The 26598-nt window shown below is 64.9% G+C and carries 19 protein-coding genes and 2 pseudogenes; 10 read left to right on the top strand and 11 right to left on the bottom strand.

What is annotated here, in order from left to right; translation table 11 throughout:
* Positions 1-25 precede the first annotated feature (25 nt).
* Positions 26-1201 carry a radical SAM protein gene (locus DRB87_RS12845; protein ID WP_130026179.1) on the top strand — a complete coding sequence of 392 codons (1176 nt, stop codon included), beginning with the start codon at positions 26-28 and terminating at the stop codon, positions 1199-1201.
* 53 nt (positions 1202-1254) lie between these two features.
* Here DRB87_RS12845 and cphA (DRB87_RS12840) read toward each other — a convergent pair whose 3' ends face one another.
* Together cphA (DRB87_RS12840) and cphA (DRB87_RS12835) are read right to left on the bottom strand one after the other, a co-directional pair.
* Positions 1255-3831: a cyanophycin synthetase gene (gene cphA / locus DRB87_RS12840; protein ID WP_130026178.1), complete on the bottom strand. Its 2577-nt coding sequence runs from the start codon at positions 3829-3831 to the stop codon at positions 1255-1257.
* Positions 3832-3983: 152 nt separating this feature from the next.
* Positions 3984-6614, bottom strand: a complete 2631-nt coding sequence (cphA, locus tag DRB87_RS12835) for a cyanophycin synthetase (RefSeq protein ID WP_130026177.1) — start codon at positions 6612-6614, stop codon at positions 3984-3986.
* A 410-nt stretch (positions 6615-7024) separates the two neighbouring features.
* Here cphA (DRB87_RS12835) and DRB87_RS12830 point away from each other — a divergent pair, with 410 nt between their 5' ends.
* The 3 genes from DRB87_RS12830 to DRB87_RS12820 all read left to right on the top strand — a co-directional run bounded on the left by DRB87_RS12830 (position 7025) and on the right by DRB87_RS12820 (position 10786).
* Positions 7025-9313 (top strand): ABC transporter ATP-binding protein, encoded by a 2289-nt coding sequence (locus tag DRB87_RS12830; protein ID WP_130026176.1) that lies wholly within the window; start codon positions 7025-7027, stop codon positions 9311-9313.
* Between the two features lie 18 nt (positions 9314-9331).
* Positions 9332-9799 carry a DUF1854 domain-containing protein gene (locus DRB87_RS12825; protein ID WP_130026175.1) on the top strand — a complete coding sequence of 156 codons (468 nt, stop codon included), beginning with the start codon at positions 9332-9334 and terminating at the stop codon, positions 9797-9799.
* A gap of 78 nt (positions 9800-9877) precedes the next feature.
* Positions 9878-10786 carry a recombination-associated protein RdgC gene (locus DRB87_RS12820; protein ID WP_130026174.1) on the top strand — a complete coding sequence of 303 codons (909 nt, stop codon included), beginning with the start codon at positions 9878-9880 and terminating at the stop codon, positions 10784-10786.
* 101 nt (positions 10787-10887) lie between these two features.
* Here DRB87_RS12820 and DRB87_RS12815 read toward each other — a convergent pair whose 3' ends face one another.
* Positions 10888-11592 carry an SDR family oxidoreductase gene (locus DRB87_RS12815; RefSeq protein ID WP_130026173.1) on the bottom strand — a complete coding sequence of 235 codons (705 nt, stop codon included), beginning with the start codon at positions 11590-11592 and terminating at the stop codon, positions 10888-10890.
* A 224-nt stretch (positions 11593-11816) separates the two neighbouring features.
* On the opposite strand from DRB87_RS12815, the gene DRB87_RS12810 reads away from it, so the two are divergent.
* Positions 11817-12419 (top strand): TetR/AcrR family transcriptional regulator, encoded by a 603-nt coding sequence (locus DRB87_RS12810; protein WP_130026172.1) that lies wholly within the window; start codon positions 11817-11819, stop codon positions 12417-12419.
* A 61-nt stretch (positions 12420-12480) separates the two neighbouring features.
* Here the strand turns inward: DRB87_RS12810 and DRB87_RS12805 are convergent, their stop codons facing one another.
* Positions 12481-13386, bottom strand: coding sequence for a LysR family transcriptional regulator (locus tag DRB87_RS12805; RefSeq protein WP_130026171.1), 906 nt, complete (start codon positions 13384-13386; stop codon positions 12481-12483).
* 181 nt (positions 13387-13567) lie between these two features.
* Here DRB87_RS12805 and DRB87_RS12800 point away from each other — a divergent pair, with 181 nt between their 5' ends.
* Together DRB87_RS12800 and DRB87_RS23060 are read left to right on the top strand one after the other, a co-directional pair.
* Positions 13568-14284 (top strand): SDR family oxidoreductase, encoded by a 717-nt coding sequence (locus DRB87_RS12800; RefSeq protein ID WP_174966630.1) that lies wholly within the window; start codon positions 13568-13570, stop codon positions 14282-14284.
* Between the two features lie 222 nt (positions 14285-14506).
* Positions 14507-14656 carry a hypothetical protein gene (locus DRB87_RS23060; protein ID WP_165385306.1) on the top strand — a complete coding sequence of 50 codons (150 nt, stop codon included), beginning with the start codon at positions 14507-14509 and terminating at the stop codon, positions 14654-14656.
* A gap of 101 nt (positions 14657-14757) precedes the next feature.
* On the opposite strand, the gene DRB87_RS12795 is transcribed toward DRB87_RS23060, so the two are convergent.
* Positions 14758-14946 (bottom strand): hypothetical protein, encoded by a 189-nt coding sequence (locus DRB87_RS12795; RefSeq protein WP_017234163.1) that lies wholly within the window; start codon positions 14944-14946, stop codon positions 14758-14760.
* A 402-nt stretch (positions 14947-15348) separates the two neighbouring features.
* Here DRB87_RS12795 and minC point away from each other — a divergent pair, with 402 nt between their 5' ends.
* Genes minC through minE form a run of 3 tightly spaced genes read left to right on the top strand, consistent with a single transcriptional unit; the run spans position 15349 to position 17170 of the window.
* Positions 15349-16047: a septum site-determining protein MinC gene (gene minC, locus DRB87_RS12790; protein WP_370363982.1), complete on the top strand. Its 699-nt coding sequence runs from the start codon at positions 15349-15351 to the stop codon at positions 16045-16047.
* A 43-nt stretch (positions 16048-16090) separates the two neighbouring features.
* Positions 16091-16906, top strand: a complete 816-nt coding sequence (minD, locus tag DRB87_RS12785; RefSeq protein WP_017234161.1) for a septum site-determining protein MinD — start codon at positions 16091-16093, stop codon at positions 16904-16906.
* 9 nt (positions 16907-16915) lie between these two features.
* Entirely contained in the window at positions 16916-17170 is a 255-nt protein-coding gene (gene minE / locus DRB87_RS12780) for a cell division topological specificity factor MinE (protein ID WP_017234160.1), read from the top strand.
* A 184-nt stretch (positions 17171-17354) separates the two neighbouring features.
* Here the strand turns inward: minE and DRB87_RS12775 are convergent, their stop codons facing one another.
* The 6 genes and pseudogenes from DRB87_RS12775 to DRB87_RS12750 form a co-directional block, all read right to left on the bottom strand.
* Entirely contained in the window at positions 17355-18353 is a 999-nt protein-coding gene (locus DRB87_RS12775; protein ID WP_130026168.1) for a DUF1571 domain-containing protein, read from the bottom strand.
* A 14-nt stretch (positions 18354-18367) separates the two neighbouring features.
* Positions 18368-20081 (bottom strand): annotated as a pseudogene (locus tag DRB87_RS12770) (AMP-binding protein).
* A gap of 117 nt (positions 20082-20198) precedes the next feature.
* Positions 20199-21515, bottom strand: a pseudogene (locus DRB87_RS12765) (acetyl-CoA C-acetyltransferase).
* Entirely contained in the window at positions 21512-22459 is a 948-nt protein-coding gene (locus DRB87_RS12760) for a MaoC/PaaZ C-terminal domain-containing protein (protein ID WP_130026167.1), read from the bottom strand. Before DRB87_RS12760 ends, DRB87_RS12765 begins: the two are co-directional and overlap by 4 nt.
* A gap of 2 nt (positions 22460-22461) precedes the next feature.
* Positions 22462-23913, bottom strand: coding sequence for a 3-oxoacyl-ACP reductase (locus DRB87_RS12755; RefSeq protein WP_130026166.1), 1452 nt, complete (start codon positions 23911-23913; stop codon positions 22462-22464).
* 45 nt (positions 23914-23958) lie between these two features.
* Positions 23959-26457 (bottom strand): acyl-CoA dehydrogenase, encoded by a 2499-nt coding sequence (locus DRB87_RS12750; protein WP_370363980.1) that lies wholly within the window; start codon positions 26455-26457, stop codon positions 23959-23961.
* Positions 26458-26598 lie beyond the last annotated feature (141 nt).

Raw genomic sequence — 26598 nt, 5'->3', positions numbered from 1 at the left:
GCGGCGCCGCGCGTCGTCCCGCACCATGCTGAGCTCACCCGGCGCGACGGCGCACGGCAACGCTAACGCTCACGGCGATCTGTTGGTGATGGTCAAGGTCGCCGAGCGTTGCAATATCGACTGTAGCTATTGCTACATGTATCACGGTGTCGATCAGGGCTGGCGCGAGCGGCCGAAGCGGTTGCACGCGTCCCACCTCGATGCGCTGGTAACGCGCCTGGTGGAACATCGCAGTGCGTATCCGACGGCGCGCATGACGCTGGAGGTTCACGGGGGGGAGCCGCTGCTGCTCGGCAAATCCCACACCGAGCGCTTCTTCTCGAACTTGCGACGGCGCCTGCCGGCGTCGGACCTCGCCATCATCACGCAGAGCAACGGCGTGTTGATCGACGATGACTGGCTGGATATTTACGCGCGGTACGACGCGAGCCTGGGCATCAGCTGCGATGGGCCGCCCGACATGCATGACCGGCATCGGTATGACTTCGCGCGAAAAGGTACGGGCGAGCGCGTCGAGCAAGCGATTCTGCGATGTCTTGCGCATCGCGCATCGCAGCGGGTCTTCAATGGGGTGCTGGCCGTGATCGATCCGAATCATGACCCGGTGCGCATGCTCGATTACTTTCGGTCGCTCGGACTGACGGCCATCGACTTCCTGCTCCCCGATGCCAATTTCGCAGCACCGCCCCGTCACATCCAGGCCTACACGCACGCTCGGCTGCTCAGCTTCCTGTGTCGAGGGTTCGATGCCTGGCTTGCCATCGACGATCCGGGCTTCAGCGTGCGCATCTTCGAAACGTTCATTCGCGGCGTGCTCGGTCGTCGCTCGGAACTCGATGCCTTTGGCGGGGCGCTTGCGCCGATCGTCGTCGTGGAGAGCGATGGCAGTTATCGCTTGCTCGACGTGCTCGCCATCTGCGAGGAGGGCGCAACGCACACCGGGTTCAACCTCACGTCTCACCCGTTGCAAGCCTGCAGCGATTTCGCGCGCACTCGCTACCCCGAGCCCCACGCGACTTGCCTGCAATGCGAGGCATTTGCGGCGTGCGGCGGGGGATACGTCGCCCACCGATTCGACGGGCGCAGTTACGACAACCCCAGTTTTTATTGTCACGCGCTGCTGGGCTTTTATCGCCACGTCCGGGCGCGGGTGCAGGGCGTGACGCCTCCGATCTCGCTCACTGCAAACGCAAAGGGCTGAGTTCGTAACACCTCGAACTCAGCCCTGCCAGGCTCAACGGTGCAAAAGCGTGTTCAGGCGCTCGCCTGCGCCACGCGTTGCGAGAGATGCGCGAGGGCGTCGTCGACCTGATCGATGAGAATCAGGCAGAGATCGCCGGGTTGCAGGCGCGCGAGCGCCGTGTCGATGGCCACGAACTCGCCGTGAATCTCGTCGATGTGGCTGGCGCGTCGCGCGCCGACCAGACCTTCGCGCAACAGGCCCAGCACTTCGCCGTCTTCGCGGCCGCGCTGGCACTGATCCTGGTAGAGCAACACGTCGTCGAACGCATCGCCAAGGATCTGTGTCTGACGGCGGATATCCTCGTCACGACGGTCCCCCGCGCCGGAAATCACGACTGAACGGCGTCGTGCCGGCATCGTCTCGATCGCCTGCGCAAGCGCGGCAATGGCGTCCGGATTGTGGCCGTAGTCGGCAATCACGGTCGCGCCGCGGTAGTCGAACACGTTGAAGCGCCCCGGCGCGGTGCCGGCGTCGTTCACGAAGGTGGCCAGCCCGGCCCGAATCGTCGCCGGATCGAGGTTCAGCGCCCAGGCCGCACCAATGGCCGCCATCGCGTTCTCGACCTGGAACCCGATGCTGCCGCCGCGCGTAAGCGGAATCGCGGCGAGAGCGTAGCGGGTCTCTTTGCCGCCGTGACACGTCACGATACTGCCGCCGTGGACATAGACCACGCGTTTGCCCTTCGCGCGATGCGTGGCGAGCACCGGATGTGCAATGTCCATGGCGAAGTAGGTCACGTCTCCCGGGCAGGCGTCGGCCATGCGCGCCACCATCGGATCGGCGGCATTGAGTACGGCCATGCCGCGCGGTGCCACGTTGCGCACGATCACACTCTTGAGCACGGCGAGGTCTTCCACCGTGTTGATGTACGACAGGCCCAAGTGGTCGCCCATGCCGATATTGGTCACCACGGCCACATCGCATCGGTCGTAGGCCAGGCCTTCGCGCAGCAGGCCGCCACGCGCGGTTTCGAATACGGCCGCGTCCACGTCCGGATGCATCAGCACGTTGCGCGCGCTGCGCGGGCCGCTGCAATCGCCCGTGTCGATGCGCTGGCCGCTGATATAAATGCCGTCGGTGCCGGTCATGCCCACGCGCAGGCCTTGCTGGCCGATGAGGTGGGCAATCAGGCGCACCGTCGTTGTCTTGCCGTTCGTGCCGGACACGGCCACGAGCGGAATGCGGCCATCGTCACCGTCGTCGAACATCGTGGAGACGATGGCTTCGCCGACCGCGCGGCCCTTGCCGTAAGACGGCTGCAAGTGCATGCGCAGGCCCGGCGCGGCGTTGACTTCCACGATGCCGCCCGCCTGATCTTCAAACGGCTTGATGACGGTCTCGCACACGGCATCGACACCGGCGATGTCCAGCCCCACCTGCTGCGCAGCGGCGATGGCGCGCGCGGCGATTTCCGGATGGACGTCGTCGGTCACGTCGGTGGCCGTGCCGCCGGTCGACAGGTTGGCGTTGTTGCGCAGCACGATTCGCGCACCGGCTGCTGGCACGGAGTCGGCGTTCAACCCCTGCTTGGCAAGCGTGGCGAGTGCAATGTCGTCGAAACGAATCTTGGTGAGCGAGGTCGCATGGCCTTCGCCACGGCGTGGATCGGCATTGACCGTTTCGACCAACTGGCGCACGGTGTGCACGCCGTCGCCGGTCACTTGCGGCGGATCGCGGCGGGCAGCCGCGACCAGCTTGTTGCCGATCACGAGCAAACGGAAATCGTGCCCCGGAATATAGCGCTCGATGATGACGTCGCGGCTGATGTCCTGCGCGGCTTCGAACGCTTTCTCAATCTCCTCGCGCGTGCGCAGACGCACGGCCACGCCCTTGCCCTGGTTGCCGTCGCGCGGTTTGACGACAACCGGTGCGTCGATTTCCTGCACCAGCTTCCAAGCGGCTTCGATGTCGCGCACGGTGCCGCCCAGCGGGACCGGCACACCGGCGGCGTGCAGCAACGTCTTGGTCAGATCCTTGTCTTGCGCAATCGACTCGGCCACGGCCGACGTGCGGTCGGTTTCCGCCGCTTGAATGCGGCGTTGCTTGCTGCCCCAGCCGAACTGCACCATCGAGCCTTCGGTCAGGCGGCGATATGGAATGCCGCGTGCGACGGCGGCATCCACGATCGAGCCGGTCGACGGGCCGAGGCGCACGTCTTCATCGAGATCGCGCAGGCGATAGAGAGCATCGGGCAGGTCGAACGGGCCATCGTCGAGGGCCGCGTGGATCAATTGCTGCGCCAGTTCGAAGGCGAGACGTCCGACAGGTTCTTCGCTGTACTGCACCACCACCTGGAACGTACCGGGTTCGATGGTCTGCGTCGTTTGGCTGAATGTCACCGGGCACCCTGCCGCGGCCTGCAGATGCAGGGCCGTCGTGGCGAGGGCGTCTGCCAACGACACCGGACGCTCTTCGGCGTCGGGCGTCAGCGCCGGCAGTTCGGGAAAGCGTGCACGCAGGCGAGCCTCGAAACCGGCCAGATTGCCGATCGAGTATTCCAGATCGGTGCACATCACGATCGCCTCGATGGCGGTGTGACGGCTCCAGAGGTTGGGCCCGCGCAATGCGCGGATACGGGAGACTTCCATAAATTGCAATCCCTGTCTGTCCACTTCGCGTCCCTGTATGTCAGTGGGTTGGCGAGAAAAACGACTGTGGCTTGGGTATTCGGTAACGGGCTAAATACGCGAGGGGACGGCGGCAGATCACCCTGCACGCCGCCCCTCGCGGCTCACGTCGGTCAGGCCGCCAGCGCGCGCGCCGGCTGGCCCATCCACTGATGCACCAGATCGAGCATCGCGGTCGCTCCGCCTTCGTCGGCTTGCAACACGAGCAGGTCACCGCTCACGAGCTGGGCCAGCGCCGCTTCGGCTGCCGCCCGTCGCTCGCCGGCGTCAATCACCTGCACTTTGCGCTCGGCATCGATGCCCGCGCGCAGTTGCGCACGCGACTCGGCCAGCGGGCGCTTGCGCTCGACGCTCAGGTCGTCGCACAGCACGACTTGCTCGAACGTCTGCGCCAGCAGTTTGCCCTCGGCTTGCAGGTCGTCGTCCATCCGGTCGACGCCGGGGCCGTACACCACCATGCGTCGTTCGGCGGGCAGGGTCGCCAGTGCCGCGGCCAGCGCCGTCAGCGCCGGGGCGTTATGGGCGTCGTCGACGATGACCGTCGCGCCTTGCTTTTCAAACAGGGTGAAGCGGCCCGGGGCATCGACCTGACCCACGTCGAACGTGGTCACGCCGGTGCGCAGGACGTCGAGCGTCACGCCCATCGACCAGGCGGCCGCGACGGCCGCGAGTACGTTTTCGATCTGGAAGCCGACACGGCCGGCATAGGTCAGCGGCATGGTGGCCGTCGCGCCGAGCGTGGTTTCCTCGGTACCGTTGGCCAGCATGACGTCGCCGTTGCGCACGAACACCGCGCGCTTGCCCGCGGCGCGATGCGCCACGATGGCCGGCAGGTGTTCATCCAGCCCGAAGAAGATGACGTCGCCGTCGCACAGCTCGGCCATTTCCACCACGAGCGGATCGCGCGCGTTGAGCACGGCCACGCCGTCGGGCAGTACCACATCGATCTGTGTGCGCAACACACTGAACATTCGGTCGACGTCTTCGACGAAGTACTGCCCCAGATGATCCGGACGGTCGATGTTCGTCACGATACCCACCTGGCAGCGGTCGTACGCGAGGCCTTCGGAAAGGATGGCGGTGTTGTCGTTCTCGAACACGGCCGCGCTCACGCTGGCGTTCATCAACACACGGTGCGCGGCGTCCCAGTTGGCACAGTCACCTGCCTGCACCAGACGCTTGTCGAGGAACAGGCCGTCGCTGCAGGCAAGACCGGTGCGCTCGCCCGCGAGTTGCAACACGTGCGTGAGCAGGCGGGCGGTCACGGTCTTGCCGTTCGTGCCGGTAATGCCGACAACCGGAATGCGACCGGCGTCGCCATCCGGGAAAAGATGATCGACGATGGCGCGACCGACGGGGCGGGGGGCGCCATCGGCGGGTTTCAAATGCATGAGCAGGCCGGGGCCGGCGTTGACTTCGACGATGGCGCCCCGCTGTTCGACCAGCGGGCGCGAAATGTCTTCCGCCACCAGATCGACGCCAGCGATGTCCAGACCCACGATACGCGCGGCCAGCGACGCATGCGCAGCCACGCTCGGGTGCACGCGGTCGGTCACGTCGAACGCGACGTTGCCGTTGCGCTGGATCAGCACGTTCTTGCCCTCGGGCGGCACGGCATCGGCGTCGAAACCCTGGCGCTTGAGTTCAAGCCGGGCCGACGAATCGATGCGCACGCGGTTGAGCGGCTGGTCTTCGGCGCTACCGCGGCGCGGGTCGCTGTTGATCTGCAACTCGATGAGTTCCGAGACGGTATGCTGGCCGTCGCCGACCACCGTGGCCAGTTCCCCCATGGCCGCAGCCACGACGCGCCCGCCCACGACCAGCAGACGGTGTTCCAGACCCGGCACGAATCGCTCGACGATCACGCCGCTGCCTTCTTCCAGAGCGACTTCGAATGCCGTGACGACTTCGTCGCGCGTGGTGAGATTGATGAACACGCCGCGGCCGTGGTTGCCGTCATACGGCTTCACGACAACCGGCAGGCCGATGTCTTCGGCGGCTTCCCACGCATCGTCGGCGTTCTCGACCAGGCGGCCTTCCGGCACGGGCACGCCGCACGATTCAAGCAGTTGCTTCGTGAGATCCTTGTCGCGCGAGATGCTCTCGGCGATCGCGGGGGTACGGTCCGTTTCGGCGGTCCAGATGCGACGGGCGGCGGCGCCGTAGCCCAGTTGCACCAGATTGCCGTCGGACAGACGAATATGGGGGATGTCGCGGTCGTCGGCGGCGTCGACGATGCACGCCGTGCTTGGGCCGAGGCAGTGTTTGTCGACCAGGCCGCGCAACATTTCCACCGCGGCATCGACATCGTAGGGGCGGTCTTCGATGGCCGCCATGACCAGATCGCGGGCCGCGAACAGCGCGGCGCGGGTCACGTCTTCGTGCCAGGCCCGCACGATCACTTTATAGACGCCTGAGATCGGGGTTTCACGCGCCTTGCCGAAGCCCCCGGGCATGCCGGCGAGGTTTTGCAGCTCGAGCGTGACGTGCTCGAGAATATGGCCGGGCCACGTGCCTTCACGCAGGCGCTGAAGGAAGCCGCCGCGCTCGCCGATGCTGCAACGGTGCTCGACAAGCGTCGGCAACCATGCCGACAGTCGCTCGGGGAATCCAGGGATCTTGTTGGACGGGAACTCCTCGAGTTCGCCGATATCGACCCATGCCTCAAGCACCGGCCGATATGTCCACATATTCGGGCCGCGCAGCGACAGGACATCGAAAATCTCAATGTCTTTCTTTTTCATACTCAAGGCAAAATCACGCATCAAGGCGGGGTTCGGAGAAGCTGGCGAGGCCGCTTTCAGGCGGCACCGCCGCTTGCGCTCGTGCAGTTAACTGGTTACTTAACGTAAGAATCCGTAAACGGTTGACCGTCGCAACAATATTTCCATGCTGCACTGTGTCATCGCGGAACTCCACGCCGCAAAAGGCGTCGCTGTGGTTATACTTGCGGCAATTTCGCGGACTGACAGGGAAAGTCCGCCTCGTTATTTCCTCGTTTGCCCCGATGTCCGCCCCTTGAGGACACGTCTGCCGCAGCAATGACCGACATCCCCACTCCGACAGCGCCCCCGCGGCGGCCCCGACTGCCCTTTCCGAGGGTAGCCCCTCCGGCGCGGCTGCCGAGTCCTGGTATTCCGACGTCGCTTCGCAACTGGCCGACGACGAAACCGTACTGGCCTGGCTGACGGTCGATCTCGACGCACAGCTGCATTTCGCGCATGGCGTGGTGGTCGCGACCGAGCGCCGGATCCTGGCGCTCGACGCGCGTCGCGACGCACATTCGCAAACAGGCAGTCAGCCCGGTTGGCAGTCGTGGCCGTATCGCGCCGACCTGTCGCTGACACATACCGATCATGCGGGCGTTGGGGCGCTGGAATTGTGCGACGCGCGCGAAAAGCTGGCGAGCTGGCGCTATACGCTGGGCCATAATCCGGCCGCGCTGACGCTGTTGGACACGGTGTTGCGGCAGCGCGACGCGCGGGTGGCGGGCTTTACCGCCAGCGAGGTACCGGACGAAGTGGGTACCTGCCCGATCTGTCAGGCGGAACTGCCGCCGGGTGCCGACGAGTGTCCGCAATGCAACCCGGAAGTCGAACCCCCACCGTCGACGTGGGCATTGCTGCGCCTGTGGCGGTTCGCGCGGCCATACCGCTTCGAGTTGCTGGCCGGCTTCCTGCTCACGCTCTGCGCCACCGGGGCCACGTTGATCCCGCCGTATCTGACGATGCCGCTCATGGACAACGTGCTGATCCCGTTCCAGAACGGCAAGCCGATCGATTACCACCTGGTGGGAATTTATTTGTCAGGCCTGATGGGGGCGGGCGTGGTGGCCTGGATATTGGGCTGGGCGCGCACGTATCTGCTGGCCAAGGTGTCGGAGCGCATCGGTGCCGATCTGCGCACCGCGACGTACTCGCATCTGCTGCGCCTCTCGCTGGAGTATTTCGGCGGCAAGCGCACGGGCGACTTGATGGCGCGTATCGGCTCGGAAAGCGACCGCATCTGCGTGTTCCTCTCGCTGCACCTGCTCGACTTCGCCACCGACGTGCTGATGATCGTCATGACGTCGGTGATCCTCGTGTCGATCAATCCCTGGCTGGCTGCCGTCACGCTGTTGCCGCTGCCGTTCATCGCCTGGCTGATCCATCTGGTGCGCGACCGTTTGCGCCACGGCTTCGAGAAGGTCGACCGGATCTGGTCGGAAATCACCAACGTGCTGGCCGATACCATTCCGGGCATTCGCGTGGTGAAGGCGTTCGCTCAGGAAAACCGCGAGGTCGCGCGCTTCAAGGAAGCCAATCGCCATAACCTGGTGGTCAACGACCGTGTGAACAAGGTGTGGTCGCTATTCTCGCCGACGGTCACGTTCCTCACCGAGGTGGGGCTGCTCGTCGTGTGGATCTTCGGCATCTGGCAGGTCTCGAAGCACGAGATCACCGTCGGTGTACTCACCGCGTTCCTTACCTACATCAGCCGCTTCTACACGCGTCTCGATTCCATGAGCCGTATCGTGTCGGTCACGCAAAAGGCAGCGGCCGGTGCAAAGCGCATCTTCGATATTCTCGATCACGTCTCGAACGTTCCCGAGCCGGTCAACCCGGTGCACCTGAAGGAAGTGAAGGGCGCCATCGACCTGCGCGACATCGGTTTCCGCTACGGCAACCGGGCGGTGATCCGGGGCATGGACCTACGCATCGCGCCGGGCGAGATGATCGGTCTGGTGGGACACAGCGGTTCGGGCAAGAGCACGCTGGTCAACCTGATCTGCCGCTTCTACGACGTGTCCGAAGGCTCGATCCAGATCGACGGGGTGGACATTCGCGCGTTGCCGGTGTCGGACTTCCGCCGCAACGTTGGCCTCGTGTTGCAGGAGCCGTTCCTGTTCTTCGGCACGATTGCCGAGAATATCGCATACGGCAAGCCGGAGGCGACGCGCGCCGAGATCGTGGCGGCTGCGCGCGCGGCACACGCGCACGAGTTCATCCTGCGTCTGCCGCACGGATACGATTCGCTCGTCGGCGAGCGCGGACAGGCGCTGTCGGGCGGCGAGCGTCAACGCATCTCGATCGCTCGCGCCCTGCTGATCGACCCGCGCATTCTGATTCTCGACGAGGCGACGTCATCCGTCGACACGGCGACCGAGAAGGAAATTCAGAAAGCGCTGGACAATCTCGTCAAGGGCCGCACGACGATCGCCATTGCGCACCGGTTGTCGACGCTGCGCAAGGCCGACCGGCTGGTGGTGCTCGATCGCGGCAAGATCGTCGAAGTGGGCAACCATGATGCGCTGATGGCCCGCGAAGGCGCTTACTACACGCTGTACCAGGCCCAGCAGCGCAACGTCGACACGGATATCGACGCGGCACTCGAGACGGTCGAAGCCGCCGCTGTGCTGGCGGCCGTGACCGCGGCACCGGCCCAGCCGCTTTCCGCCAACTGAACGGTCGCGAAGACACTCATGCAAATTGATTTCACCTTGTCTCGTAACGCGTTCGGCCGCCTGGTGCTGACCGACGCGGCTGGCGTCTCCCATGAAGGCGTGGTGCCCGTGCGCGCGTTTCCGATTGCGGCGCCGCAGGACGGCCTCGCGCTCGTGAGTCAGGAGGGGCGCGAGCTGGTTTGGCTCGACTCGCTCGACGTGCTGCCCGCCTCGATGCGCGCGTTGTTGCAAGACGAACTCGCCGCGCGCGAATTCATGCCGGAGGTGTTGCGCATCAAGGGCGTTTCGACCTACGCGACGCCCAGCACATGGACCGTCGAGACGAACCGAGGCGAGGCGGCGTTCGTGTTGCGTGGCGAAGAGGACATTCGTCGCCTGGGCGGCCAGACGTTGCTCATCACCGATAACCACGGCATTCACTTCCTGATTCGGGACACCGGCACGCTCGACAAGCCGAGCCGGAAGATCCTCGATCGCTTTCTCTGACACGATGCGCGTTGCCGAATTTCGCCGTGCCGCCCGGCACTGGTAAAATCTCTGCTTTTGCTTTTTGCGGTGATGCCGATGTGGTTCAAGAATCTTCAGTTGCACCGAATTCCCGCCGGTTGGTCCATGAGCGTCGCGCAAATGGAAACGGCGTTGGAGAAGCACGCCTTCTGCGAAGGCGGCAGCCTCGAAATGCAAGTGCAGGGCTGGGCGCCGCCGCGTGAGGGGGGCGAACTGGTGCACAGCATCAACCGTCAATTCCTGCTCGCCTATCGCGCCGAGAAGAAGCTGCTGCCGTCCACCGTCGTGAATCAGGTCACGCGCGCCAAGGCGCTCGAGTTGGAAGAGCAGCAAGGCTTCAAGCCGGGCCGCAAGCAAATGCGTGAGCTCAAGGAGCAGGTCACCGACGAACTGCTGCCGCGTGCGTTCGGCATTCGTCGCGACACGCGCGTGTGGATCGACCCGGCCAATCGCTGGCTCGTGATCGACGCCGCATCGCCCGCCAAGGCCGACGAAGTGCGCAGCCTGCTGCTCAAGACGCTCGACATCACGCTCGAGAACGTGGAACTCAACGAGGCGCCCGTGGCAATGATGACCTCGTGGCTCGCGGGCAATGACGCGCCGGGCGGCTTCACCGTCGACCAGGACGTGGAACTGCGCTCGAACACCGACGAGAAGGCCGCAGTGCGCTATGTGCGCCACCCGCTCGATGGGGCGGACGTGCGTCAGCATATCGAGGCTGGCAAGCGCTGCACCAAGCTGGCGATGACGTGGAACGACCGGATCTCCTTCGTGTTGACCGACGCGTTCGTCATCAAACGTGTGACGCCGCTCGACGTCATCAAGGATGCCGCCGATCCAACGGCTGAAGGCGAAGCCGAGAAGTTCGACGCCGACGTCGCGCTCATGACCGGCGAGCTCGCCCGAATGCTCGACGATTTGGTCGAGGCGTTGGGTGGCGAGCGTCAGATGGACAAGGCCGCCTGACGCGCAGTCGTCGCTCGCCGCAGAACTGCGAACGCCGCGAGGCCCGTGAGGGTGTCGCGGCGTTTTTTCGTTGGGTGCCTGGTTTGGCGCCCCGGCGGGGGTTATGCCGCGGGTTCTTGCAGGTAGACGCCCAGCGACAGCGCCTGCTTGACCTGTCGCGTGCCTTCGTCGACGCAGACCTCCTCTTCGCCTGCCTCGATGGCGTCGTAAGCCTGACGCACCACGTCGGCCGGGTCGAGCTTGTCGGCGTCGAACCCGCGAGTCAGGTCGGTATCGATGTAACCTGCGTGCAAACCGACCACCTGCGTATTTTGGGCGCGCAACGCGTTGCGCAAGCCATTGGTCAGCGACCACGCGGCCGACTTCGTGATTGAGTATTCAGGGAGCGCGTCTGAACTGATCCAACTCACGATCGACAGGACATTGAGCAGTGCGCCACCGCCGTTGCGTCCCAGGGCCGGGGCGAACGCCTGCGTCATGCCGAGTACGCCGAACAGGTTCGTCTCCAGCGTCTCGCGCAGCAGCTCGGTAGCGCCCGGGCCGGTCAGCCCTTCGGTCAAGCGTGCAATCCCCGCGTTGTTGATGAGCAGCGTGACGTCGCCCGCCAGGCTTGCCGCGGCCGCCACCGCCTCCGGGTCGTTGACGTCGAGCTTGACCGGGATGACACCCGGCAGCGTGACCTTCGACGGATCGCGCGACCCGGCGTACACCTTCTTCGCGCCGCGTTCGAGCGCCTGTTTCGCAAACGCCAATCCCAGGCCACGGTTGGCGCCGGTCACGAATACGACAGCATCTTTGATCTTCATTTCAGAACTCCAGCAAGGTCATCGAGTCACGTCGACCCTGTGGAAGACGTGAGCGTTGGGCTATACTTCATGACGATGGTGATCGTAATCGTCATCGCTGACGCATTGTGCCGAGTCTGGCATCGATATGTCAATGGTGATCGCAATTGTCTTTATCGATGACGACGATAGTTCGATGGTGTGAACGAGTCTGGGCGAGCGTTGCGAGTCCTGAGGAGCGGGGGATGGGAATTTCAAGAGAGCAGGCTGCGGAAAACCGCGAGGCAATCGTCGCGGCGGCGGAGCGGCTGTTTCGTGAGCACGGCGTTGACGCCGTGGGGCTGACGGCGCTGATGAAGGCCGCGGGGTTCACGCAGGGGGGCTTCTACAACCACTTCAAGTCGAAGGATGCACTGGTTGCGGCCGTGATGTCGCGCGCGGTGGCGGCGAGCAACGGGCTGCTCGCAGGCGGCGACGCGGCGGCGGAGGCGGTGTTGTCGCCGACGGCGCGCGTCGAGCGGTATCTGTCGACGGCGCACCGCGATGACGTGGCGTGTGGCTGCCCGATGGCCGGATTTGCGGGGGATGCCCCGCGCATCGGCGACGAAGCGCAAGCATGTTATGCGAAAGGGCTGGCCGACATGATCGGCCGAATGACCGCGGTCGGTATCGAGCAAGGACTGAGTCAGGCGCAGGCGAGTCGGTCTGCGATGGCACGCTTCGCGCAGATGGTGGGCTCGCTCGTGCTGTCGCGCGCGGTCGTCAGTGCGGATCCGGCGCTCTCGGAGGCATTGCTGGCCGCTGGACGTGACGCGCTCAATGGGCGCGATACCGTCGGCGACAAGTGAAAGCCGCGAGGCAGCGCGTCGCCGGCGAAGAGACGTGAGGCGCTGCGCACGGTGTGCGTCGCTAGTGTTGGGGCCAGCGCCATTTGGCGCGCAACCCGTCCCGTAGAAAGTCAACGAAGGCGCGTGTGCGCGGTGCGAGATGCCGGCTGTGCGGATACACGGCATGCAGCGGCGACGCCGGCATTTGCAGCGAGGGCAATACGCGCGCAAGACGTCCCGCCTGGATATCGTCACCCACGTCCCAGATGGATTTCTGTGTGATGCCCGCACCGTGCAGCGCCAATTCGTGCGCGGTATCCCCATCGTCGACAACGTAGGTGTCGCGGACCTGGATGCGCAACGTTTCGGATTGCCACACGAATCTCCAGTCGCCGTGCGGCGCGTGGCCGAACAGAATGCAGTCATGATGTTGCAGATCGCCAGCATCCTGCGGCGTGCCATGCCTTGCCAGATAGGTCGGAGACGCGACCAGCACGCGGTAGTTCGGGGCGAGTTCCTGCGCGACGAGACTGGAATCGGGCAGGGCGCCGACGCGGATGGCCACGTCGATGCCGTGCGCGACCAGATCGACCCATAGGTCGCTGAGTTCAAGATGTACTTTCAGGTCTGGATGCCGTTCGCGAAACGCGACCAGCAGCGGCGCCAGGTGACGACGGCCGAAGGCGCGCGGCGCGCTGATGCGAAGCACGCCACCGACGGTGCCCGCCTGTCGCGTCATCAGCCGCTCGGTCTCGGCAATCTCCGCGAGGATTCGCTGGCAGCACGTATGAAACACCTGCCCTTCGTCGGTGAGCGCCTGTTTGCGGGTGGTGCGATTGAGCAGACGAACGCCAAGGCGCTGCTCGAGCAGCCCGAGCCGCTTGCTCACGACGGCAAGCGACAGCCCCAACTCCCGCGCGGCGGCCGACATGCTGCCCGTGGTGACGACACGGTCGAATAAGGTGAGATCCAGCGTCTGGTCAATCATCTCGGGCAGATTCTCAATGAATTGTAGAGAGTCATTCAGTTTTCAACGGGATTATCGTTCCCCGGGATGAGTATCACAATAGCCTCGTGACATCGCGTGCCGGGGCTGGACGGTCAATCCCCCGGCGGCCACCGTCAGGTCGCGCGATTCCGCTCTCGTTCCGATCGTTTTCAGGAGTTTCATCATGTTCAATTTCGAAGGTCAGCGTGTGTTGGTCATCGGCGGCAGCTCCGGCATTGGTCGTGCCACCGCCCAGGCGTTCGCCAAGGCAGGCGCGGCCGTGACCATTGCCTCGCGCAGTCAGGCGAAGCTCGACGACGCGCTTGCCACGTTAGGCACGACCGCGCGCGCCCTGGTGCTGGACACCGGAGATGCCGCCGCCGTTGAGCGGTGCTTCGCCGATCACGCCCCCTGGCAACACGTGGTCGTCTCGGCCGCGCAAACCCCGACCGGACAGGTGCGCAAGCTCTCGCTGGACGACGCGCATGCCGCCTTTGACAGCAAGTTCTGGGGCAGTTACCACGTAGCGCGCTATGCGCGCATTGAAGACGGCGGTTCGCTCACGCTGACGTCGGGCTTTCTGAGCGTGCGCCCGAGCACGTCGTCGGTCGTTCAAGGCGCAATCAACGCCGCCATCGAGGCGCTGGCGCGAGGGCTGGCACTGGAACTGTCACCCGTGCGTGTGAACACCGTCTCGCCGGGGCTCACCGTCACGCCGCTATGGGACAAGCTGTCAGAGGCCGATCGCGAGGCGATGTATCGCAACGCGGCGGCGCGCTTGCCCGCGCGCCGTGTGGTCGCTGCCGAGGACGTGGCCAACACGATTCTTTATCTGGCGGGCACGCCGAGTGCCACGGGCTCGACCGTGCTGATCGACGCGGGCGGTGCGATTGCCTGACGGCAAGCCTCTCGGCGATGCGAATCCTGCGTCTCGATGGCAAAGATGCCATTGAATAGCGAATGATATGTTGCGTCGCAGCAGGCGAGCGGCGCGATGATGTCGAGGCCCTTGTTGTTGCGCAAACGCGGTATACCCCGATCACTTTCGGGTACCTATTTCGATAGGGATTGCCTAGAATGAAAGCGTGCCATCCCGCCATGTCGAAGTTAGGAGGCCACTATGCTGACAGGGAGCTTGATTGCCATGTTGATCATCGTGCTGGTCGTCGGCGCGGCGGTTGCGTGGCTCGTCGATCGCAATTGGTGCCGGGAGCATCCGGCGGCGCGGCACACGTGGCGGCGTCACTCTCGGGACGTCCGGCACGGTTGAACGCGCAGGTAGGTATCGAGGGAGATATCCCCGCCCAATGACAAGCCCGCCTTCCGGCGGGCTTTTACATCTTACGGACACCTCAACAGCAGGCTGGGCGCTCAGGCAACGGCCTGAAGGACATACTTGCCCTGGACGGTCAGTCGCGGGGATTTTTCACCCGACGCCAACTCTTCCCATTCGATCAATTTGCTTTCAAGCAATGACTCGAGGTCCAGGCGATCATGCTCCACTTGCTCAGGAGCGTCCTTGACCAGCATCAGGGTGGCAAATTCATGATGACTCAGCATCGTCGTCTCCCGGTTTGCGGTTCCACAGGGGGTCCCTCGTCAGGGAATTTAAGGATAGGTCACGAAAATGGCACTTGCGCGACAAAATTCGCATTTTCGATGCTGCTTCGCAGCACGTCGCCTGCAACACTTTCCCACCACCAGCTTAGGCGCTCCCCGTGACATTGGCATGTCAGGGGCGTGTGCTTTTTACCGTCGGAAGCAGGGGTGACGGGGGTGGAATGTTGCGATGCACCAAAGGTGATTATTCAGTCGATGACGGCAGTGACACATTGATTTGCGGTTGGCGTCGCGCCAAGGGACGGTAGAATGGCCCAATTTGCCAGCAATTCGCGCACAACAACCTGACATGCCGCAAAAGAAAACCCGTACTTCGAGTTACGCAGCGGTGCCATCGATACCCTGCATTTCGTGGTCAAGACGCCGCAACTGGAGACGCTGCGCACCGAACTGTCACAACGTTTCGAAGCGACCCCGGAGTTTTTTGCCGGCGACACGGTCGCCATCGACGTTCGGCGCCTGACCGGCGACGAGCGCGTTGCCGTGCCCGCGTTGGCCGACATGCTGGCCGAATTCCGCATGAAGCCGATCGGGGTGGTCGCCAACGCCGAGCAAGCCGAGTGGGCGGTGGTGGACGGACTGCCGCGGCTCGATAGCCACGAGCGTCGCCTGTCGCGTCCGGCGCGGGAGAGTGACGCGCCGGACGAGACGGCTGCCGTGCCAGCCCAGGCGGCACCGGAACCGGTGGTGCCTGACGCCGTGGCCGTCCCATCGACCATCATCGACAAACCGTTGCGTTCGGGCCAGCAGGTCTACGCGAAGGGCGATCTGATCATCCTCGATTTGGTCAGTTATGGGGCCGAGGTGATCGCGGAAGGTAATATCCACATTTACGCACCGCTGCGGGGGCGGGCGCTGGCAGGCGTGAAGGGCAAGCTCGACGCTCGCATCTTCTGTACCTGCCTCGAGCCCGAGCTGATTTCCATCGCCGGTATCTACCGGACCGGTGAGCATGCACTGCCGCCTGATGTGCAGGGGCGTTCGGTGCAGGTGCGGCTGGTAGACGACAAACTGATTTTCGAGCCCCTCGGGCTCAAATGATTCGTAGCTAAATTCATCCTCAAGTTTGGGAAGGCATCGACAGATGGCAAAAGTGATTGTGGTGACCTCTGGCAAGGGTGGCGTCGGCAAGACGACGACCAGCGCCAGCTTTTCCGCCGGCCTCGCCTTGCAGGGGCACAAGACGGCAGTCATCGATTTCGACGTGGGCCTGCGCAATCTCGACCTCATCATGGGTTGCGAGCGCCGCGTCGTGTACGACCTGATCAACGTGATTCAAGGCGAAGCGAACCTCAATCAGGCGCTCATCAAGGACAAGGCCTGCGAGAACCTGTTCATCCTGCCCGCGTCGCAGACGCGCGACAAGGACGCGCTCACGCAAGCCGGCGTGGAGAAGGTCATCAAGGATCTGGCCGACATGGGATTCGAATACATCGTGTGCGATTCGCCGGCCGGTATCGAGTCGGGCGCGCTGCTCGCCATGCATTTCGCCGACGAGGCGCTCGTGGTGACGAACCCCGAGGTGTCGTCGGTGCGCGATTCGGACCGCATTCTGGGCATTCTCTCGTCGAAGACGAAGCGCGCCATTGAAGGCGGCGAGCCGATCAAGGAGCACCTGCTCATCACCCGTTACAACCCGAAGCGCGTCAACGACGGCCAGATGCTGTCGCTCGACGACATTCAGGAAATCCTGCGAATCAAGCTCATCGGCGTGATTCCGGAGTCGGAGTCGGTGCTGCATGCCTCGAATCAGGGCACGCCGGCCATTCATCTCGACGGCACTGACGTGGCTGACGCGTATCGCGACGTGGTGAGCCGTTTCAAGGGCGAAGACAAGCCAATGCGCTTTACCGACTATCAAAAGCCGGGACTGTTGCAGCGTATTTTCGGCTCGAAGTAAGGAGTGCCCATGTCATTCCTGTCTTTCCTCCTGGGGGAGAAGAAAAAGACCGCTTCCGTCGCCAAAGAGCGCCTGCAGATCATTCTGGCGCACGAACGCGCGGGCTCGTCGCCGCCGGCGGACTACCTGCCGGCGTTGCAACGTGAGCTGGTCGCCGTCATCTCCAAGTACGTCAAGATCGCACAAGACGACATCAAGGTCAGCGTTGAGCACCAGGACAACCTGGAAGTGCTCGAAGTGAAGATCGAACTGCCGCAGACCTGATCGGCCGCGGCAGGCCGGCGTTGCTGCGAGCTCGCGACCTCGCGCACGCAGGCATCCGATGTGCGCATGGGCGAAAGCCCGCCACCTCCGTTCAGAGGTGGCGGGCTTTCGTCGTTCATTTATCGCGCGCCGTCACACCGATGCGATCCACGGGGGCCGGTCGTCGCCGACATCAAGTGGGCCATCAGAACTTATAGTCGGGATTTTTCGGATCGAACGTTGCGTCGGTCCATGAGGCCTTGCGCACCTTCTCGAAGCGCATTTCCTCGACCTTTTGTCCCGACGCATCCCACGCTTCGATACCGCGCGGACGGCCGGTCTTCAGGTCGAGCAGCAGGCGTGACTTATACGCGTAATGTTGCGGTGGCCCGGCGGGGGCGTCCCATTCCAGAGCGAGCATGCGCATGCCGTTCGATTCGGATACCGAAATTCTTGCGGGCGTCGCGGGGAGTCCCTCGGCGCGGAAGCTGCGACCGTCGTGCGCAATTCGCTCGGCAATGAACGCAAAGCCCAGATCGCGCACGGTATGGTTGGACTGCGAGCGCGCGAGCGGGCCGTCGATAGTGCTCCAGATCGATGCGAAGCCGAAAATGCCGCCGAGATGGCCATACATCTCCTTGGGATTCTTCGTCTCGTCGTAAATGATTTCCTGACCCGCGTGGGCGCCGCCCGGCAGCCATTTCGCATAGATCTGCAATGGCGCCTCTCGAATCTTCACGAGCATGCGGTCGGGCGTGGTTTGCCACTGGTCATTGATGCGCTCATGACGTGTTAGCTCGTACTGGTATTCGGGCAGCGCGGCTGACTCCGTCTTCAGGAACCGAACGAGCGCGTCGGCGTGGATCGCCTGCATGCGGGCGACGATCCGCTCGTCGCTCAGCCGCGCCAATTCACCGGCCTTGATCGTGCGGGACAGCCATTGGGCTTGCGCGGCGACAGGCATGGCGGCCAGCTTGGCGACCTCGGCATCCGCGGCAGCGGTGTTTGCCGTCGCGTGGTTCGAGGGCGGTGCCGCAGGAGCGGAGGACGTGACAGCCGATAGGCCCGCATCCGACGAGACGTTGCTCTGGGCGAGGGCATTCGACGCACTCAGCGCGCCGGCAACGAGCGCCATGGGTGTCAGTACGAGGGCCAGTGCGACGTGGCCGAGGCGGCCGGCGTGGAACGCGTGGTGCTTGGGCATGTTGTTCGTCTCCCTTACGCGTGACCGAGCGGCGCGCGCAGTTCGCGCCGAAGAATCTTGCCGACGGTCGACTTGGGCAGTTCGCCGTCACGGAATTCGACGATGCGCGGCACCTTGTACGCGGTCAGGTGTTCGCGGCAGTGGGCGAGCAAATCCTCGGCGCTCACCCCAGGGGCCTTTGCGACGACCACGAGCTTCACGCGCTCGCCGGCCACCGGATCCGGCACGCCGACCACCGCGGCTTCCCGAACCCCTGGGTGGAGCATCACGACGTCCTCGATTTCATTCGGGTAGACGTTGAAGCCGGACACGAGAATCATGTCCTTCTTGCGGTCGATGAGCCGTACATATCCGCGTGCGTCCATCACGCCAACGTCACCCGTCATCAGCCAGCCGTCGGCGTCGAACGTGTTGGCGGTGTCTTCCGGGCGCTGCCAATAGCCGCGCATGACCTGCGGCCCCGCACGCATAACTCCCCTGGCTCGCCGAGATCGGCCCACGTGCCGTCATCACGCTTGAAGCGCACGTCGGTCGACGGCGCGGGCAGACCGATGGAGCCGGTGAAATCGACGTCGTCCATATGCGAGAGGTCGACCGGGTTCATCGTGACGATGGGGGAGCATTCGGTGAGGCCGTAGCCCTCGATGATCGGTTTGCCGGTGACCTGCTTCCATCGCTCGGCAATGGCACGCTGCGTGGCCATGCCGCCGGCAAGCGAGAGTTTCAATCGGGAGAAGTCGCGCGCACAGAAGTCCTGGTTCTCGAGCAGACCGTTGAACAATGTGTTCACTCCCGCGACGCCGGTGAACGTCTCGTTGCGGATGATGTAGACGACCTTCTTCACGTCGCGCGGGTTCGCGATCAGGATGTTGCGCCCGCCCAGGCTCATGAACACCAGGCAGTTCACCGTGAGAGAGAGGATGTGATACATGGGCAGCAGCGACAGATTCACCTCGATGTCGCCGTCGAGCTGGCCGGCGGCCCATGCCTCGGTTTGCAACAGGTTGGCCAGCACGTTCCCGTGCGACAGCATCGCCCCCTTGGCCACGCCGGTCGTGCCCCTGTGTATTGAAGGAAGGCGAGGTCGTCGCGCGCGAGGGGCACCGGAACAGGCCTGCGCTTCGCGCCCTCGGCGAGCGCTCGGCGCAGCGGGATCGCCTGCGGCAGATCGTAGGGCGGCACTTGTTTGGCGATTCGCCGCATGAGGAAGTTGACGAGGCGTCCCTTGACGTTCAAGCCGGTGCCGAGCAAGTCGCCGATCTGCGTGACGAGCACGTGGCGCACCTCGGTGCCGGGGATCGCGTCCTGCACGGTTTTCGCGAAGTTCTCAAATGCGACGATCGTACGTGCGCCGCTGTCCTGTAATTGGTGTTTGAGTTCGCGAACGGTGTACAGGGGATTGACGTTGACGACCACGGCCCCGGCGATCAGCGTGCCGAACAGGCCGATCGGGTACTGGAAGCAATTGGGCATCATGAGCGCCACGCGCTCTCCCTTCTGCACACCGTGGGCTTGCAGCCACGCGGCAAAGGCGTACGCCTGGCGGGAGACCTCGCCATAGGTGATTTCGCTCCCCAGACTCACGAACGCAATGCGTTCCCGGTACTTGTCGATCCATTCGTCGAACGCCTGTACCAGCGACGTGTAGCGTGTCGTATCGATGTCGGCGGGAACGCCAGGCGGGTAAGCGCCTAGCCACACGCGTTCGTGCTGAACAGCTGAGTCCATCGTTGTCTCCCTTGAGGTCTTTTGGCACGGGTACCCGAGAGCAGGCGGTGGCTCTGCTGGCAACTCGCCTCCTGCTGCGGGGCCGTGCTTGTGACTGCCCCTGTAACGTCGTTTGCGTTATCGTTCCAGCATGGCGACCACGCCTTGTCCGCCGGCCGCGCAAATCGAGATGAGGCCACGTCCGCCGCCACGCTCGGCGAGCTGTTTGGCGAGAGTGGCAAGCAGGCGTGCGCCGGTGGCCGCGAACGGATGCCCGCAGGCAAGCGAACTGCCGTTTACGTTCAGCCGCTGCCGGTCGATGCTGCCTAGCGGCGCGGCGAGCCCCAGCCGATCGCGGCAGTATTGCGGGTCTTCCCACGCTTTCAATGTGCAAAGCACCTGCGCCGCGAACGCCTCGTGAATTTCGTAGAAGTCGAAGTCCTGCAGCGTGAGGCCGGCCTGGGCGAGCATGCGTGGCACGGCGTACGCCGGCGCCATGAGCAGTCCTTCGCGCTGGGCTTCATCGGGATGAAAGAAGTCGACGGCCGCGGTTTGCGAGTACGTCAGATAAGCGAGCACTGGAATGTCGTGCGCGTGTGCCCAGTCTTCGCTCGCGAGCAGCACGCACGAGGCGCCGTCCGTCAGCGGGGTCGAGTTGCCCGCCGTGAGCGTGCCCGCGGCGCTGCGATCGAACACCGGCTTGAGGGCGTTCAAGGTCTCCAGCGTGACGTCGGGGCGCAGGTTGTTGTCGCGTTGCAGGCCGCGAAACGGCGTCATCAGATCGAGGAAGAACCCGCGTTCATAGGCGGCGGCCAGATGTTGATGGCTCGCGAGCGTGAGTTCGTCCTGTGCGGCGCGCTCGATTTGCCAGCGCTTGGCCATCTGCTCGCAATGCTCCCCCATCGACAACCCGGTGCGTGGTTCGCCGTTGCGGGGTAACGCCGGCTTGAACAACATGCCGGGACGCGCCTTCGCGAGCGCACCGAGCTTGCCCCAGGGCTGCGCTGTCGGTTGGCCTCCAGCAGAATCTTGCGCAGTGTCTCGTTGACTGCGATGGGGGCGTCCGAGGCTGTGTCGACCCCGCCGGCGATCGCCACGTCGATCTGGCCGAGCGCAATTTTGTTGCCGGTCAGGATGGCGGCCTCGAGGCCCGTGCCGCACGCTTGCTGAACATCGTAGGCGGGCGTTTGCGGGGCGAGCGTCGTCGACAGGACGGATTCGCGCGTCAGGTTGAAATCGCGCGCGTGTTTGAGCACGGCCCCGCGGCGACTTCCCCAGGCGCTGATCGTGCAGCGCAAACCGGTCGACGAGGCCCTGAATCGCGGCGGTGAGCATGTCCTGATTCGACGCGGTGGCGTATGCCGTGTTGGCGCGCGCAAACGGGATGCGGTTGCCGCCGAGAATGGCAACGCGGCGCAAGGCGGGGGGCGGCGCGGTAGGCGTGAAGGCGCTCATGAAAGGTCCGGGTCGAGGGGGGAGGACGACACGGTCGGCGCGTGTTGCCACCGTCCGCGCAGATGGGGCACGGTGCCTGCCGCGTCGCGTAATTCGAAGGCGCCGCCGCGCGCATCGCGCCAGAGCGTGACATCCCCCGGCAGCGGCAGCGGCCTTTTGAACTCCACGAGCAGATCGAGGCAGGGCACGTCGGCCGGTAACACGGCCGCGAGGCTTCGGGCGAAGCTCCACATGCCGTGAATGATGGGGTGCGGGAAGCCGAACAGTCGGGCCGTGACCGGCCAGAGATGAATCGGGTTGTAATCGCCGGACACCCGCGCGTACTGGCGACCAAGGTCGCGCGGCACATGCCATGCGGCGGTCTTCGCGAGCGACGGGTCGGCGCTCAACGCGGCGCGATACGGTGCGCCGAGCGGGTCGGGCACACCGGTGCGCAGGTATCCGCTCGCTCCCGACCACACGACAACCCCATCGCGTCGCGCCGTGGTGAGGACCGTAAAGACCTGTCCCTTGTCATGGGCGAACAGCGAGCCGCAACGGACATCCAGATCGAGCCGGTCCCCCGGCGTGAGCGATGCGTGCTGACGTATGTGATTGTCCAGATGCACCATGCCGAGCATGGCGAACGGAAACGCGCGGTCGGTCATCAGCAACATATGCAGCGGGAAGGCGAGCAGATGCGGCCACGTGGGTGGCACCCCGTGCGCCGCGGTGAAGCCGCACAAGCGCGCGTAACGGGCGATGGCGTCGGCGTCGAGCGTGACATTGCGTCGCGTGAAAGCCAAGGGTGGGAGCCGTTGCGCGTTCGCTGGTTTGCGGGACGAGAGCAGTGCCCGCAGAAACAGCGTGTGCGGGGAGGGCAGGCGCGTGACGTCGGCCGGGGTGTGCCCGGTGGCGGACGATAGCGCCTTGTCATGCGGATCGCGAGGGCGGTCGTTGGGCATGGTCATGCACCTAGCAGGCTCTGGCCGCACACGCGCACCACCTGTCCGGTCAATGCGCCCGATGCAGGGTGCGCCAACCAGGCAATGGCCTGCGCCACGTCGACCGGCTGGCCGCCCTGGCCGAGGGAGTTCATCCGGCGCCCGGCTTCGCGAATGGCGAACGGCACAGCGGCGGTCATCTGCGTCTCAATGAAGCCGGGAGCGACGGCATTGATGCTGATGTGGCGCTCGGCGAGCACCGGCGACCAGGCTTCGATCATGCCAATCACCGCCGCCTTCGACGCCGCGTAGTTGGTCTGCCCCCGATTTCCCGCAATGCCGCTGATCGACGCCACACCGACGATCCGGCTGTTGGCGCGCAGCACCCCAGCATCGAGCAGCGCCTGATTGAGGCGTTGCGGCGCACCGACATTGATGTCGAGCACGCTCTGCCATTGCGCTTCGCTCATGCGCACGAGCGTCTTGTCGCGCGTGATACCGGCGTTGTGCACGAGGATGTCGAGGCCGCGTGGCGCATGCGTGGCCAGATGCGCGAGCAATGTCGCCCCCGCCTCGGGCGCGGCGATGTCGCACGTGAGCGCGCTGCCGTCGAGACGCATCGCCACAGCCTCGAGCGCACCCTGTGCTTGCGCGATGTCGACGCACACGACATGCGCGCCGTCGTGTGCCAGCACGGTGGCAATCGCTTCGCCGATGCCGCGCGCAGCGCCTGTCACAACGGCGACCTGTCCGGCGAGCGGACGATCGTCGTGAGTCGGTGGCGTAGTGAATACCGGCGCTTGCAGGGTGATGGCCTGACCGCTCACGTAGGCGGCGCGCGGCGAGAGAAAGAAGCGCAGCGTGGAGTGCAGGGCATCCCGAGCGTGCGGCGCGACATAGAGCAACTGCGCCGTGGCTCCGCGTTTGAGTTCCTTGGCGAGCGATCGCACGAAGCCTTCGAGCGCGCGCTGCGCCACGCTGGCCTGGGGTGTCGGTGCCAGCGCGGGCGGCACGCCCAGCACGAGCACGCGGGCGCATGGGTCGAGGCAGGCGAGGGTGTCGTGGAAGAACGTATAGAGCGCGCTCAGGCCGTCGGTGCTGGCGATGGCGCTCGCATCGAACAGCAACGCCTTGGCACGTACACCTTCGCCGGGATTGAATCGTCCACTCATCGTGCCCGCCTGATTGGCATGGGTGATCCAGTCGAGTCGCTCGGCGTGCGCAAGGCTGGACATGCCGAGCCGATGCAGCTCACGTGCCAGATCCGGCAACAGCGGGGCGTCGCCCGCGCCGCCCACGACCGCGGGGGGTGTGGGCACTGCGCGTGGCGACGCATCGGTGGCCGCCTCGACGCGGCTGTCGTCGCGCGACGGCATCCGCTCGAGCGGCACGGGGCGCGGTAGCCCCAGCGCATTGGCCAGGCGGCTGCCCACGGCGGAGTTGGCGAAAGCCAGATATCGGTCGGACGTCGTCACGGCGCGGAAATCCTCAGAGTGATAGGCAACGGCAGGCGGGCGAGCTCACGGGCTGAGCGCTTCGTCGGCCGCTTCCTGTTGCTGGGCGTGCTGCATGTCGGCAAGGCGACCGAAGTCGGGCGGGAAATCGTCGACGGCCACGGCCCGTCTCGCAAAGTCGGCGTACTGCGCCAGCACCTGGCGCTCGCTGTCGCTCACGAGATGCAGATGCGCGGCCTGCTCCACCCACTCGGCGAATTCAGGCAGGCTTTGGGGCATCGTCGGCAGGCGGCCCTCCTTGACCGCCGTGCGCAAACGCTGCTCGATGGCGGTGACCTGCGGCGTCATCTGGAAAACGATCTCCCCGTAGGCCAGCCCGTCGATCTCGGGGCGCGGCGAATAGCTGCCGGCGATGAGGCGCTCGCGCGCGTCGCCCGGCGTTTGCATCAATTCGGCGACCTGAGTGGCGAGCGCATCGGACGGTTTGGCGTAGGGCAGGCCGAGCGGCATGAGTTTCCAGCGCATCCACCCGGCGACCGCGCGCGACGGATAGTTCGCAAGCACGCCTTCGAACGCTTCGCGTGCCTGCCAGAGCGCGTCCTGCGCCGCCCAGTGCACCAGTGGCAGATCGGCGGTGGGGCGGCCTTCGTCCTCGTAGCGCTTGAGCGTCGCCGTCAACAGGAACAATTGAGAAAGGATGTCGCCCAGCCGGCCCGTGAGGCGCTCGCGGCGCTTCAGCGAGCCACCGAGCACCGCCATCGAGACGTCGGATGCAATGGCGAGCAGCGTCGACAGACGATTCGCGGCGCGGTAGTACCCATGCAACTCCGGCGCGGCGTTCGACGGCACGGCGGAGAAGCGCGCATGCGTGATGCCGTGCAGGGCACCGCGCACGATGTTGCTCGTGACGAAGCTCAGATGGCCGAAGAGGGCGTCGTCGAAGGCGCGCACGGCCGCCGCTCGATCCGCCGTTTGCGCGGCGCTCAGCTCCTTGAGCACGTACGGATGGCAGCGGATCGCGCCCTGACCGAAGATCATCAGGCAGCGCGTCATGATGTTGGCGCCCTCCACTGTGATCGATACCGGGATCTGCTGGTAGGCGCGGGCAAGGAAGTTGTTCGGGCCCATGCAGATGCCTTTGCCCGCGACGACATCCATGCCGTCGTTCACCACTTTGCGGGCGCGTTCGGTCACGTGGTATTTCGCGATGGCGGAGATCACCGAGGGCTTCTCGCCAAGATCGACGGCGAGCGCTGCCATGCGGCGTGCGGCGTCCATCGCGTACAGGTTGCCGCCCATGCGCGCCAGCGCCTCCTGCACCCCTTCGAACTTCCCGATCGGCGTGCGGAATTGACGCCGCACCGCCGCGTAAGCGCCCGTGGCCCGCACGGCGAGCTTCGAGTAGCCGACGTTCGAGGACGGCAACGAAATCGCACGCCCGGCCGCGAGACACTCCATCAGCATGCGCCAGCCTTTGCCGACCTGTGCCTGCCCGCCGATCACCCAGTCGAGCGGAATGAAGACGTCCTTGCCGGCATTCGGACCGTTCTGGAAGACAGCGTTCAGCGGCCAGTGGCGGCGCCCGATCACCACGCCCGGATGGTTCGTGGGAATCAGTGCGCAGGTGATGCCTGGGGCGTCGTCGTCACCGAGCAGATGGTCGGGATCGAGGGCTCGGAAGGCGAGGCCGAGCACCGTCGCGATCGGCCCCAGGGTGATGTAGCGCTTGCTCCACGTGACACGGAACCCAAGCGTTTCGCGGCCCTCGTGAACGCCTCGGCAGACGATGCCGACGTCGGGGATGGCGGCGGCATCCGAACCCGCGTAGGGGCTCGTGAGTGCGAAGCAGGGGACTTCGTCGCCCTTCGCCAGACGCGGCAGATAGTAGTTCTTCTGGGCTTCGGTGCCGTAATGAAGCAGCAGTTCGGCGGGGCCGAGCGAGTTCGGCACCATGACCGACACGGCGGCCGCCGAGCAACGCGAAGCGAGCTTCATTACCACTTGAGAGTGCGCGTACGCGGAGAATTCGAGGCCGCCGTAGCGCTTGGGGATGATCATTCCCAGAAAGCCGGCATCCTTCGCGTATTGCCATGCGTTTGGCGGCAGGTCCTGCCAGACCTGGGTGCTTTCCCAGTCGTTGGACAGGTCGCACAGGTGCTCGACCTCGGTGTCCAGGAAGGCCTGCTCTTCGGCGGACAAGGCAGGCGCGGGCAGCGCCATGAATTTTTTCCAGTCGGGACGGCCGGAGAACAAATCCGCATCCCACCAGACGGTGCCGGCTTCGATGGCGTCTTTCTCCGTCTCGGACATCTCCGGCATGATCGCGCGGAATTTGGCGAGTAGCGGTGTAGTCATCCAAGCGCGCCGCAGCGGGCCGATGCTCAGGACCAGCGCCGGCAAGACAAAGATGACGGCGAGTACGACGCTTGCCACCGTCCCCGTCAGCCCGGTCACCGCGCCCGCGCCCACCCACACCACAGTCGCCAACAACCACTGCCAGGCGTGCGCACGATAAAAGAGCAGGGCGGTTACGCCCCCAATCCACGCAAGAATCCATAGAGCCATCATGCTGTCCTCCCTCTCGGTTCACCCTCCCGGCCGGGGTTGCCGTAGCACCGGTCGGGGACGCCTCAGCGTCGATTGGGCCTCGCCTCCCGATGGGCGTTCGGGCGTCTGTTCAGGTTTGGCCTTCGTGTTCGATCGTCG

Origin of the sequence: Pandoraea sp. XY-2 (assembly GCF_004193915.1) — a bacterium.
GTDB lineage: Bacteria > Pseudomonadota > Gammaproteobacteria > Burkholderiales > Burkholderiaceae > Pandoraea > Pandoraea cepalis.
Note: the sequence above shows the minus strand (reverse complement) of the source record. Positions and strands in the feature narration are given on the sequence as shown.